11 protein-coding genes are annotated in these 13,393 nt (G+C 40.0%); 10 read left to right on the forward strand and 1 reads right to left on the reverse strand.

Annotation, left to right across the window (positions count from 1 at the left end; all coding sequences use genetic code 11):
* Positions 1-8: 8 nt before the first annotated feature.
* Positions 9-1,427 carry an L-serine ammonia-lyase gene (locus tag HW278_RS00740; protein WP_178976633.1) on the reverse strand — a complete coding sequence of 473 codons (1,419 nt, stop codon included), beginning with the start codon at positions 1,425-1,427 and terminating at the stop codon, positions 9-11.
* 553 nt (positions 1,428-1,980) lie between these two features.
* Between HW278_RS00740 and HW278_RS12295 the strand changes: the two genes are divergently transcribed.
* From HW278_RS12295 to HW278_RS00785, 10 genes are all read left to right on the forward strand, one after another.
* Positions 1,981-2,115, forward strand: coding sequence for a hypothetical protein (locus HW278_RS12295; protein WP_255493667.1), 135 nt, complete (start codon positions 1,981-1,983; stop codon positions 2,113-2,115).
* 93 nt (positions 2,116-2,208) lie between these two features.
* Positions 2,209-4,887 (forward strand): AsmA-like C-terminal region-containing protein, encoded by a 2,679-nt coding sequence (locus HW278_RS00745; protein ID WP_178976634.1) that lies wholly within the window; start codon positions 2,209-2,211, stop codon positions 4,885-4,887.
* Positions 4,888-4,909: 22 nt separating this feature from the next.
* Entirely contained in the window at positions 4,910-5,656 is a 747-nt protein-coding gene (gene gpmA, locus HW278_RS00750; RefSeq protein ID WP_002672496.1) for a 2,3-diphosphoglycerate-dependent phosphoglycerate mutase, read from the forward strand.
* 149 nt (positions 5,657-5,805) lie between these two features.
* Positions 5,806-6,927 (forward strand): N-acetylmuramoyl-L-alanine amidase, encoded by a 1,122-nt coding sequence (locus HW278_RS00755; protein ID WP_009411845.1) that lies wholly within the window; start codon positions 5,806-5,808, stop codon positions 6,925-6,927.
* Between the two features lie 20 nt (positions 6,928-6,947).
* Positions 6,948-7,898 (forward strand): MlaD family protein, encoded by a 951-nt coding sequence (locus HW278_RS00760; RefSeq protein ID WP_178976635.1) that lies wholly within the window; start codon positions 6,948-6,950, stop codon positions 7,896-7,898.
* A 9-nt stretch (positions 7,899-7,907) separates the two neighbouring features.
* Positions 7,908-9,218: a (Fe-S)-binding protein gene (locus HW278_RS00765; protein WP_178977971.1), complete on the forward strand. Its 1,311-nt coding sequence runs from the start codon at positions 7,908-7,910 to the stop codon at positions 9,216-9,218.
* Positions 9,219-9,241: 23 nt separating this feature from the next.
* The gene (locus tag HW278_RS00770) at positions 9,242-11,107 is read left to right on the forward strand and encodes an ABC-F family ATP-binding cassette domain-containing protein (RefSeq protein ID WP_178976636.1); all 1,866 of its coding nucleotides are present in this window, start codon (positions 9,242-9,244) and stop codon (positions 11,105-11,107) included.
* Positions 11,108-11,228: 121 nt separating this feature from the next.
* Entirely contained in the window at positions 11,229-12,479 is a 1,251-nt protein-coding gene (locus tag HW278_RS00775) for a peptidase U32 family protein (protein ID WP_178976637.1), read from the forward strand.
* Between the two features lie 23 nt (positions 12,480-12,502).
* On the forward strand, positions 12,503-12,733 hold the full coding sequence (locus HW278_RS00780) for a ferredoxin (protein WP_002672503.1): 231 nt from the start codon (positions 12,503-12,505) through the stop codon (positions 12,731-12,733).
* Between the two features lie 39 nt (positions 12,734-12,772).
* The gene (locus HW278_RS00785) at positions 12,773-13,387 is read left to right on the forward strand and encodes a porin family protein (protein WP_178976638.1); all 615 of its coding nucleotides are present in this window, start codon (positions 12,773-12,775) and stop codon (positions 13,385-13,387) included.
* The last annotated feature ends 6 nt before the right edge of the window (positions 13,388-13,393 follow it).

The raw sequence follows: 13,393 nt of genomic DNA on the forward strand, positions 1-13,393 counted from the left end.
TCGTTAGATTAGCAGTCAGCCATATTTACAGCTACTGCTAAGCCCCCTTCTGAGGTTTCTTTGTATTTAGAGTTCATATCTTTGGCAGTTTGCCACATTGTATTGATAACCTTGTCTAAAGGTACTTTCGCATTCTTAGGGTCGGTTTCGATAGCCAATTCGGCAGCGTTAATTGCTTTGATTGCCCCCATAGCATTGCGCTCGATACAAGGGATTTGCACCAATCCGCCAATAGGGTCGCAAGTAAGCCCCAAGTGGTGTTCCATTGCTATTTCGGCAGCGATGAGTACCTGCTCAGGAGAACCACCCAAGAGTTCGCAGAGCGCACCTGCCGCCATTGCCGAAGATACACCTATTTCGGCTTGACAACCGCCCATAGCTGCTGAAATGGTTGCCCCTTTTTTGAAGAGACTGCCTATTTCGCCCGCTACCAATAGAAATTGCTGGATTTGCTCCTCGGTAGCTTGTTGGTTTTCGATAGTTATGTAGTAGAGTAACACGGCGGGAATCACCCCTGCACTACCATTGGTAGGTGCCGTAACTACACGCCCCAACGAAGCATTCACTTCATTAACTGCCAGCGAAAAACAACTTACCCATTTAAGGATTTCGCGAAATTTGATATTCGTTTTCTTGATAGAGTTCAGCCAATTCTCTGGACTATCGTAGGTGACTACCCCTATGAGGTTCTTGTGGATATCATAAGCACGACGGCGCACGTGTAAACCGCCAGGGAGTACGCCCTCGGTATGACAACCTATATAAGTACATTCTAACATAGTATGCCATATACGCATTAGTTCGCTATGGATTTGCTCCTCAGTACGCAAGGCTTTTTCGTTTTCATAGACGATTTCGGATATTTTCTTTCCTTCTTGGCAACAATAGCTAATGAGCTGCTCAGCTTTATCAATAGGGAAAGGAAAGTTTTGCTGAGTATCTTCCTTGACTGTTGCTTGTTCTCCTTCTTTTACTATAAAACCACCTCCTACTGAGTAGAAAGTAGAAACATAACTGAACCCCTCGCCTTCAGCTGTAAAAGTAAGACCATTGGGGTGAAAAGGCAAAAAATCTCTATTGAAAATAATGTCTTCCTTAGGATTGAAGCTAATGATGCACTCATTGCCCAAATATAGCTCTTGATTATTAGTAATAGCCGTAATAATCACATCTAAACTCTCAATAGGCACATACTCAGGGTCGGCACCACTGAGACCTAACATTACTGCCAAATCGGTAGCGTGACCTTTGCCTGTGAGAGAGAGTGAGCCGTATAAATCTACGTGCACTTTGGTTGTGCGGGTTAGGAGGTGCTTCTCTCTCAATTCTTTAAGGAAAGCCTCAGCAGCACGCCAAGGACCTAAAGTATGAGAGCTGGAAGGACCTACCCCTATTTTTAGCATATCGAATACACTTATCTGCTCCATTTTTTCGTTATAAGACTTTATAAGAATGCAAAAATAGAGAGAAATTAGCAAATTAGCAAATTTGAAAATTAGCATATTAGATAAAACACACTAAATTAGTGAAGTAAAAGAAGTATAGCTTGGGTGTAGAAATTGAACAAAAATGATTAATAAAATTTCCTCTAAACCTCTAACGAAGAATCAGCGGACAAAATATCCTCTCCCCAGTCACATACTCTCCTATTCGGAGACTTCTCCCAAGGAGAGGGAGCGTAATAACGGAAAAAGTAAGATGAAGATAATATCCTCTCCCCAACCCTCTCCCAAGGAGAGGGAGTGTAATAACGGAAAAAGTAAGACGAACAAATGACGAACAAAAGACGAAGAAAAGACGAAGAAAAGACGAACAATGAACGAACAATGAACGAACAAAAGACGAAGAAAAGACGAACAATGAACGAACAATGAACGAACAATGAACGAACAATGAACGAACAAAAGACGAAGAAAAGACGAACAATGAACGAACAATGAACGAACAATGAACGAACAATGAACGAACAATGAACGAACAATGAACGAAGAAAAAGTGGCGTTAAAGCAAAGGGAAGTTAAAGCTAAGAGAGAGTTAAAAAAGAGGATGTTGGTGGATTTCAACTTTGGTAAAGTGCAAGATGAAAACTTGCAGACCAATTCTGGTAGACTATAAAAACAATGAACAAAATAATTATTTCAGAATTTATTGCTAATTGTTAATTATTTCGTATCTTTGCACTCAGAAAACATAATTGCTAAAACACGAATGAAAATAGCTAAAAAAATACTGAAATGGGGAGGTATAACCCTACTGCTCCTCATCATCGCAATGATTGCTCTTCCTTTTTTCTTTAAAGATACTATCAAGGAAAAGGTTATTGAGATGGCAAATGAAAACTTAAAGGCGAACATCGGATTGCAAGATGTTGATATTAGTCTGTTTAAAAACTTTCCTAAGGCACGTGTTACCCTCAACGATTTTGTTTTGGTAAACAAAGAGCCTTTCGTAGGTGATACACTTTTTGCTGCTAAACACATAGATGTAACGCTTAGCATCAAAGATTTATTAGCGGGCAACTACAATTTGTTAGGAGCTAATGTGAAAGATGCTTCGGTGTATATACACCTTAACAAGGAGGGAGAAGGCAACTATGATATCGCTATTCCTTCGGATAAACCTGAGGAAGAGTCAGCACCTATCAAGCTAGATATTCAGCGGTACAATGTAGAAAATCTGAAATTTACTTTCAAAATGGACGACGGCAACCTCTTTATGGAAGCAGCCGATATTTACCACAGCGGGAAAGGAAACTTTGCCGAAGAGGTATTGGACTTAGACACTCAGACGAAAGCCAACCTAACTTTTGCAATGGGTAAGAGCACTTTTATGAAGCGAGTGCCTATCACCTTGCAGGCTATTTTGGGCATCGACCTCAAAAATCAGAAATATACTTTCAAGCAAAACAAAGCTACTGTAAATCGTTTGGATTTGGTATTCGATGGTTTTATTCAGTTATTGGAGGAAGGACAACATTACGACCTTACTTTTAGCACCCCTACCAATTCATTTCAAAACTTTTTAGCGCTCATTCCCGAAGAGTACTCTAAAAGCATTGAGAATGTAAATACCACAGGAAATCTGACTCTGAAAGGTTTTGCCAAAGGTGATATGGTAGGTGATAAAATCCCTACTTTCGGACTTGAAATGTATGCAGACAATGCTTCTTTTAAATATCCGAACCTGCCTAAAACGGTACGTGACATCACTATCGACCTAAAAGTAAACAACGCTACGGGTATTACCAACGATACCAAAGTGAACCTCAACAAATTTACGATGAGTATCGACCAAGACCATTTTTCGGCTCGTGCCAATGTGAGCAATGTGGTAGTAAACCCGTTTGTGGATATGGCAGTAAAAGGGACTATCAACTTGGCAAACTTATCGCAAGCATACCCTATTTCGTTAAACAAGAAGTTGGCAGGAATCTTACGTGCTGATATAGCGACACAATTGGATATGAAATCAGTAGAGGCTAAGAATTATCAAAAAATTAAAGCGCAAGGTAATTTGTCGCTTTCTCAGTTTGTATATGCAGGTGAGGAGTTTGTAAAACCTTTCCATATTGATAACTTAAACGTAGCCTTTAATCCGTCGCACATTGGGCTTTCAAAATTTGATGCTCGCACAGGTGATAGCGACTTACACCTTACTGGAACGATAGATAATCTGTACGGTTTTGCTTTCAGAAAAGAAATCCTCAAAGGAAACTTTAATCTATCTTCGAACAAGTTAGTAGTAAACGATTTTATGCAACCCGCAACAGAATCGTCTGCTCCTGCAAAACAAGAAACCAAAGAAGCACCTAAAGCTAATAAGACCTCTACAAAAGAAGCGGCTATAAAAGTACCAGCTTTCTTAGATTGTGCGCTTACTGCAAAAGCCAATACGGTGTTATACGACAATTTGAAATTGAGTAATGTATCGGGCAAACTGATTATAAAAGACCAAAAAGTAACCTTAGAGAACTTAAAATCGGATATTTTTGGAGGAAATATAGCTCTTGCAGGAGATGTATCGACCAAAGAAAAAGTACCTACCTTTGACGTAGATTTAAACCTCAACCGCCTTAACATATCCGATGCTTTTACGCAAATTACTATGCTCGAAAAGATAGCGCCTATTGCGAAAGTTGTACAAGGGAAAGTGAATACGGTTATCAACGTAAAAGGTAATTTGAAAAACGATTTAACTCCTCAAATTAACAGTATCTCGGGCGACCTATTTGCAGCACTTATCGACTCTAAGATTGACAGCCACGGTTCTCCTCTACTCTCAGCCTTAGACAGCCAATTTACAGGTTTAAATTTAGCCAATCTCAACCTAAAAGATGTGAAAGCAGCGGTTGATTTTGAAGATGGAAAAGTAAAAATCAAGCCTTTTACTATCAAATATAAAGATGTAGCCATAGAGGTAGCTGGTTCTCACGGATTTGACCAACAGATGAATTACAAGCTCACCTTTAATGTACCGCCTCAAATGTTGGGTAAAGAAGCAGAAGGTTTGTTAGCAAAACTGACTCCTGAAAACCAGAAAAAGATAAACAACTTGCCTGTGGTAGCAACCGTAGGTGGAACTTTCAAAAAACCACAAGTAAGCACCGATGCTAAAGCCGTAGTAAAAAATTTGGCTACCCAAATAGCTAAAAACCAAATTAACAACCTTACCACTAAAGGCACTGACGCACTACAAAAGGCTTTAGGAGGTAAAACAAGTTCGGGTACAGCAAGCGAAATAACCAAAACCGTGGGAGGACTGATGAAGAACAAAGACAGCACAATGACTAAAGTGAAAGAGAAAGCCAAAGAAGAGGCTAAAAAAGAAGCCAAAAAACAAATAGGCAATTTCCTCAGAGGTTTGGGTAAAAAAGAAGGAGAAGAATAAAAATAAAATTAATTAAATATATATGTATAAAGTAGTACTTTTACGCCACGGGCAAAGTGAATGGAACAAGCTCAACTTATTCACAGGGTGGCAAGATGTAGATTTAACAGAGCAAGGCGTACAAGAAGCACGTGAAGCAGGACGCGTAATGAAAGAAGAAGGCTTCAAATTTGATGTTGCCTATACTTCAGTGCTCAAAAGAGCTATCAAAACCTTGAACAATGCTTTGGAGGCAATGGGCGACCTTTGGGTGCCTACACACAAAAGCTGGAGACTCAATGAAAAGAGTTACGGGGCGCTACAAGGTTTGAACAAAGCTGAAACTGCTGCTAAATACGGTGAAGACCAAGTACTTTTGTGGAGACGCTCTTACGATGTTCGTCCTCCACTTATTGAAGAATCGGACGAACGTCACCCCTCACACGACCGTCGTTACGCTTCACTTACCAAAGAAGAAAAAACAGCAGGCGAAAGTTTGAAAGATTGTTATGACCGTATGTTGCCTATATGGTTTAACGAAATTGCGCCAGACATTAAAGCAGGCAAGAGTGTGATTATCGCAGCACACGGTAACAGCTTGCGTTCTTTGGTACAATACCTCGACGGGCTTTCAAAAGAAGAAATCTTAAAGCTCAATATCCCAACGGGAGTACCTTTGGTATATGAACTCGATGCTAATTTAAAACCTATCAAACATTATTATTTAGGCGACCAAGAAGCTATTGCAGCCGCTATCAACAGCGTGGCAAATCAAGGTAAATCAAAATAAAATTTGCTTGATATATTGATAGAATAAGGAGGTTATTTATTGCAGATAACCTCCTTTATTCCTTTAAAAATGAAACTTTAACGTCACGCTTTTTGTATATTCGAGTAAAATAATTACCTTTGCACCAATTTTAAGCAGAACATATATTAATGAAATTTATATACATTCTTCTTTTTTCACTATGCAGTAGTACTTTTAGTCTGTTTTATGGACAGAAGAACCCTGTGTTTAAAGTAGTTTTAGATGCGGGTCACGGAGGTAAAGACCCCGGTAAAGTAGTACAGAAAAACATCTTTGAGAAAGATGTGGTGCTGAAAATAGTATTATTAGTAGGCAAAAAGTTAGAGGCTTACCCTGACATAAAGGTGATTTACACTCGCAAAACCGATGTGCTAATTGACCTTTATGAGCGTGGAGCTATTGCCAATAGGAACAAAGCCGATGTATTCGTTTCAGTACACTGCAACGCTCACGAAACACAAGTAGACGGTGCGGAAACATATGTATTAGGGCTACACGCCAACCAGCAGAACTTTGAGGTTGCCAAAGCTGAAAACTCGGTAATCTACTTGGAAGATGATTACAAAAAGAAATACGCTAAGTACAATATCAACTCACCTGAATCGGTAATAGGGCTATCTATTATGCAAGAAGAGTTCTTGGAGCAGAGCATTCAGCTAGCTAAGTTAGTGCAAAACCAACTCACAGGAGTGATGAAACGCACTAACAGAGGCGTGCGCCAAGCGGGATTCATCGTCTTGCACCAAACCTATATGCCCAGTATTCTTATAGAAACAGCATTCCTTACTAACAACGAGGAACGCAAATTCCTCACCTCGGCTAAGGGGCAAGAAGAGTTTGCAGAGAACATTGCTGAGGCGATACTCGCTTACAAGAAATGGATAGAAGACAAAAGTTCTTATACTACCCCTGACGACAGTATTTCACAAGTAAGAGAAAAAAGTAATACCCCGAGACAAAGTACAAGTAATAGCACTATCAACAACAGCGATTTGAGCTATAAAGTACAGATATCATCAAGCCCTAAAAATTTAGAAACAAAGGCTTTTAATTTCAAAGGACTCTCGCCTATATCGGTTGAAAAAGACGGGCGTGTATATGTGTATTACTATGGTGATACTTCGAAGCACAGAGAAGCCCTTGAGCTACTGAACAAAGCAAAAAAAAAAGGGTATAAAGATGCTTATATCGTAGCTTTTTACCAAAAGAAACGCATTACAGTAGAAAGAGCTAAACAAATAGAAAAGTAAACTTATTCAAATAGAAACTGATGAAACTATCCAGAGAAATAAAAACAGCTATTATAGTTGTGGCGGGTATTGCCGCTTTTTATATAGGCTTTAACTTCTTAAAGTCTAAATCATTATTTAATAAAACGAATACTTATTACGCTTATTTTCCTCATTCAGGAGGGTTAAAAACAGGTACACAAATCACTGTGAATGGGGTGAAAGTAGGGAGTGTGGAAGCAGTGGACTTAGAAGAGAAAAGTGCCAAGATAAAAATCACGATGGAGTGTTCAGACGATTTTAAGTTCTCTAAGAATAGTGTAGCCGAGCTTTACAACAGTTTGCTTGGAGGTGCAGGACTGCAAATTATTCCCGCCTTCGATAATGCTCCTATAGCCGTATCGGGAGATGTATTAGAAGCACGTGTACAAGAAGATATGCTCGCCTCTATCTCTTCGTCAATCAAACCTACACAAGACAAACTCAATCGCCTTTTAGGACAAGCCGATACCACTCTTACAGGAGTGAACAGTGTTTTAGATGCTAAAACTACTAACAATTTAAAAATTGCCATTGCCGAACTGAGCGCGACAATGCACAACCTAAATCAGGCATCAGTAAACCTCAATAAGATGTTGGTAGCTAATCAAGCCAATTTGAATACTACTTTAAGCAATGCTAATAAAATCACTACTGATCTATCAAAAGTATCAGGACAGCTTTCGGAAGCTGAACTCAATAAAGTAATTGCCAATGCACAAACAACTCTTAACAACCTCAATACTCTTTTGGCTGAAGTAGAAAGCGGCAAGGGTACTATTGGAAAATTACTAAAAGACGAAACGCTCTATAAAGATTTAGACAAATCGGCTAAACAGCTCGAATTGCTCTTACAAGACCTTCGTTTAAATCCTAAGCGTTATCTTCATTTCTCCGTTTTTGGTAAAAAAGCTAAAACATACGAGCCTCAAGACGAAGAAAAAGGAGAATAAACTGTATTGATGAGCTTCTTTCCTAACATAGTATTTATAATACTTCTCTGTATAGGAGGAGGCTTTTTTATTTATAATCTACGGAAACTCATTAGGAATATTCGTTTAGGCAAGCCGGAAGACACTTCTGGCAACCGCAAAGAGCGACTCAAAAATATGTTGTGGCTCGCTTTAGGGCAACGGAAAATGTTGGTACGCCCCATAGTGGGTGTGTTGCATATTATTGTATATGCAGGTTTCTTGATTATCAACATCGAACTTTTAGAGATTATTACTGACGGTATCATAGGAACCCACCGCATATTTGCCTTCTTAGGGGTGTTTTACAACTTCTTGATAGCTTCTTTTGAGGTATTAGCTCTCTTAGTGATTGTAGCAGTAACCGTATTTTGGATAAGGAGAAACGTACTAAAACTACCACGCTTTCGCAAGGCAGAAATCAGAGGGTGGGCAAAAAAAGATGCAAGCAATATCCTTTATGCCGAAATGGCAATGATGAGTCTTTTCCTACTGATGAACGCTGCCGATGGTCAGCTACAAACATTACACGTAACCCACTATGTGCAAGCAGGTTCTTTTCCTGTGAGCGAATGGTTACGCCCCTTGTTAGGAAACGCTTCGGTAAGCACTCTTATAGTTGTAGAACGCAGTTGTTGGTGGTTACACATTACTGGGGTTTTATGCTTTTTAAACTACTTATATTACTCCAAACATCTACACATACTGTTAGCTTTCCCTAATACGTACTACGCACCTATTCGTCCGTTAGGAGCTTCTAAGGTAAACCCAGCGGTAACACAAGAGGTGAAACTAATGTTAGACCCCAATGCCGACCCTTTTGCAACACCACAAGACACAGCCCCTCCTGATAAGTTTGGAGCTTCGGACGTGACCGACCTCACTTGGTTACAGCTGATGAACGCCTATACTTGTACCGAGTGCGGGCGTTGTACTGATGAATGTCCGGCGAACCTCACCGGTAAAAAGCTTTCTCCTCGCGCGATTATGATGAAAACACGTGACCGCTTAGAAGAGGTAGGGCGCAATATCGACAAACACGGTACTTTTGAACCCGATGGCAAACAACTTTTAGGCGACTACATTACTCCTGAAGAACTATGGGCTTGTACCACTTGCAATGCTTGTGTGGAGGTCTGCCCTGTGAGCATCAGTCCGTTATCTATTATTATGGATATGAGGCAGTATTTGGTAATGGAAGAATCGGCAGCCCCTACCGAACTCAATGTGATGATGACTAATATAGAGAACAACGGAGCCCCTTGGGCGTATAGCCAAGCAGATAGAAACATCACAAATTAATTTTAATTTATTATCTAAATTAAATGAACTTACTATCCGTAGAAAATATATCAAAAGCCTTTGGCGAACGCATAATCCTTGAAAACATCTCTTTTGGTATCAATAAAGACCAAAAAATAGCCTTTATCGCTAAAAATGGTACAGGAAAGACTACTTTACTCAATATTATTGCAGGCAAAGACCAACCCGATAGCGGACAAGTAGTATTCCGCAAGGGCATACATATAGGTTTTCTCTCACAAAATCCCTCTTTTAACGAAGAACTCACGGTAGAAGAGACTATTTTTGCAACCGACAATCCTATTTTACGATTGATTCAGGAGTACGAACACGCTTTACAGCACCCTGAAAACGAAATGGCTTATCAAAAGGCTTTTGAACAGATGGAACGCCATAATGCCTGGGATTTTGAAACACAATACAAACAAATACTCTTCCGCCTAAAATTAGACAACCTTCAACAGAAAGTAAAAAACCTTTCGGGAGGACAGAAAAAGCGCCTCGCCTTAGCCAATGTACTTATTAGCAAACCTGACTTGCTGATATTGGACGAACCTACGAACCACCTCGACTTAGAAATGATTGAATGGTTAGAACAGTACTTTGCCAAAGAAAACCTCACACTCTTTATCGTTACGCACGACCGTTATTTTTTAGAACGCGTATGCAATGAAATCCTGGAATTGGACAATGGCGAACTATTCAGCTACAAAGGGAACTATTCCTATTTCTTAGAGAAAAAAGAACAGCGATTAGCACAAGAGCAGGCATCGGTAGAGAAGGCTAAAAACCTTTATGTAAAGGAACTCGACTGGATGCGTAGGCAACCTAAGGCACGGACTACCAAATCGAAATCGCGTATAGACGATTTTTATAAGATAAAGGAGGCAGCCCACAAGCGTCGGAAGGAGCACTCGGTACAGCTCGAAATCAATATGGAGCGATTGGGAAGCAAGACGGTGGAGTTTCACAATGTGAGCAAGAGCTTCGGAGACTTGCGCGTGCTCAATAAGTTCAATTATAATTTCTTGCGGGGCGAACGAGTGGGAATTATAGGTAAGAACGGCACGGGCAAATCCACCTTTCTCAACTTGCTCACCTCGACTATCACGCCTGATAGTGGTAAAATAGTAGTGGGAGACACTATTAAGTTCGGGTACTATACCCAAGATGGTATTGAGGTACAACAAGGACAAAAGGTAATAGAAGTGATACAAAAGTATGGCGATTACATTCCTCTACTTAAAGGGCGCACTCTCTCAGCAGGACAGCTATTGGAACGCTTTCTCTTCGACCATAAAAAGCAATACGACTATGTAGAGAAACTCAGTGGAGGGGAACTCAAACGCTTATACCTATGTACTGTACTCATTCAAAACCCCAATTTTCTGATTTTAGACGAGCCTACGAATGACCTCGATATTGTTACTCTGAACGTATTAGAAGACTTTTTGTTAGACTATCCAGGGTGCTTGGTGGTAGTATCGCACGACCGCTATTTTATGGATAAAATAGTAGACCACCTTTTTGTCTTCAAAGGCAATGGCGAAGTAGAGGATTTCCCTGGTAACTACACCGATTACCGCGTGTACGAAGAGAGCGTTCCTCCGACAGACGATACTCCCAAGAAAGAAGCCACCAAAAACACTTGGCGCAAGGACGGAACGAAAGGTTTATCGTTCAACGAGCAGAAGGAATACAACCGATTGGAAAAAGAAATAGCGCAGTTAGAAGAGAAAAAAACTGCTATAGAAGCTACTTTTGCCGAAGGAAGTCTTAGCAGTAATGAAATACAAGAACAATCAGTAGCCTTGCAAGAGACACTTACTGCCATAGAGGAAAAGACCGAACGCTGGTTTGAACTAACAGAGAAGCTAGAAGAACATTAATATTTTACTTCACTGACAAGTTAGCATATTAAGAGTATTTTCGCTATTTACTTAATTTTATGCATTACAATTTTCAAATTCTACTTTATTTTCGTATCTTTGCCCCCTCACTCACTATATAATGACTCATTCAGGAAAAATTGAACTAATGGCACCAGCTGGTAATTTTGAGTCGCTACAAGCGGCAATAGACAATGGTGCCGACTCAGTGTACTTTGGGGTAGACCAGCTGAATATGCGCGCAAGGGCAAGTATCAACTTTACGATTGGCGACCTTGATGAAATAGCGCGTCGTTGTGCTCCTAAGGGCATTCGCACTTATCTCACCCTTAATACTATTATTTACGACCACGACCTATCTATCATCAAAACACTATTAGACGCTGCCAAAAAAGCAGGTCTTACAGCTGTAATAGCTATGGATCAGGCAGTCATAGCTTATGCTCGACAAATAGGAATGGAGGTGCATATCTCTACTCAAATCAATATCACTAATATTGAAACCGTGCGCTTCTACGCGATGTTTGCTGATACAATGGTAATGAGCCGTGAATTGAGCTTGCGACAAATCAAGAAGATATGTGAGCAGATAGAAAAAGAGCAAATCAAAGGACCTTCGGGCAATTTGGTAGAAATAGAAATATTTGGACACGGGGCGCTTTGTATGGCGGTATCAGGCAAGTGCTACCTGAGTTTGCACTCACACAATTCCTCAGCCAATCGCGGAGCTTGCAAGCAAAACTGCCGCAAGAAATACACTGTAATCGACCAAGAAAGCGGTTTTGAAATAGAATTGGATAACGAGTATATGATGTCGCCTAAAGACCTCTGCACGATTGACTTCCTAGACCAAGTAATCGACACAGGGGCAAAGGTATTAAAGATTGAAGGACGTGGGCGCGCTCCTGAGTATGTGGCTACCGTTATTCGCACCTACCGAGAAGCAATAGATGCTTATTACGCAGGCACATACAGTAAAGAAAAATTTGAAGGCTGGATAGAAGCCCTCAAAACGGTGTACAATCGCGGTTTCTGGAGTGGATATTATTTAGGGCAAAAACTCGGTGAATGGAGCGAGAACCCAGGCTCTAATGCTACCCAAAAGAAAGTGTACATTGGGCAAGGCAAACACTATTTTCCTAAGACTGGTATTGCAGAGTTTGCTATTGAAGCTTTTGATATAAAGATAGGCGACAAGTTGCTCATCACTGGACCTTCAACAGGCGTTCAAGAAATAGAGCTGACCTCAATGATGGTAAACGATACTCCTGCTGAAAGAGCTAAGAAAGGTGATTCTTGTACTATCAAAACCAATTTCAGAATAAGGTTATCAGATAAACTGTATAAAATAGTAAAAACAAATATCAATTAGCAGATTAGCAGATTTAGTTTAATATGGTAATAGTAACCTTACAGCGTGAAAAATGCATCGGCTGTAACTACTGCGTAGAGATGGCTCCTGAGCAGTTCCAGATGTCGAAAAAAGATGGCAAGAGCGTGTTATTACGTTCCACTGAAAAGAAAGGCTTCTTCACCCTAAAAAGTTATGACGATAGTATTTTTGAGGATTGTGAGAAAGCACAAAAAGCCTGTCCCGTGAAGATTATCTCTACCAAAAAATTATAGTATTAACAACAAACGACTAACATCTAAAAATAATAAACAATGAGAAGAATAGTATTATTAGCCATATGTTTGTTTGCTTTTTACAATGTAAAAGCACAATACATAGGAGTGAAAGCAGGGTACAATTATGCTACCTTAAAAGGAGATGTAAGTAGTGAGGCAAGTTTTAAACCATATCACGGTTATTATGCTGGGGTTACTTTAGAGTTTCCCCTATCTAAATTGTTCTCTTTACAGATAGAAGGTATCTACAATCGTCGTGGTGCACAAATAAAATCTGATAGATATGGGAATGCTACTTTGGCTCTTGATTATATTTCGGCTCCTGTAATGGCACGATTCAATGTAGGGAAGGGTATTAATTTGCACGTAGGTCCTCAGATAGAATATCGCGTTGACCAGCCTAATTTCTACTTCAATGGTACAGAACCCGTAACTCGTGTAAAATCAGATGCCATAGACATTATAGATGTAGCTATGACTGCAGGGATAGGTTACACTACTGATGCAGGTTGGTTTTTCGAAATACGTTGGGTACAAGGACTCACTAATATCTTTGAAGGCGATGAGGCAAGCCTCATTAGTACGGGCATTGCTAATTCTTACGACTTTAAAAATAGAACACTCTCAATGGGAGTAGGGTATCAATTTTAAGCTAAA

Origin of the sequence: Capnocytophaga sp. oral taxon 902 (genome assembly GCF_013394735.1) — a bacterium.
In the GTDB taxonomy this organism is placed as follows: Bacteria; Bacteroidota; Bacteroidia; order Flavobacteriales; family Flavobacteriaceae; genus Capnocytophaga; species Capnocytophaga ochracea.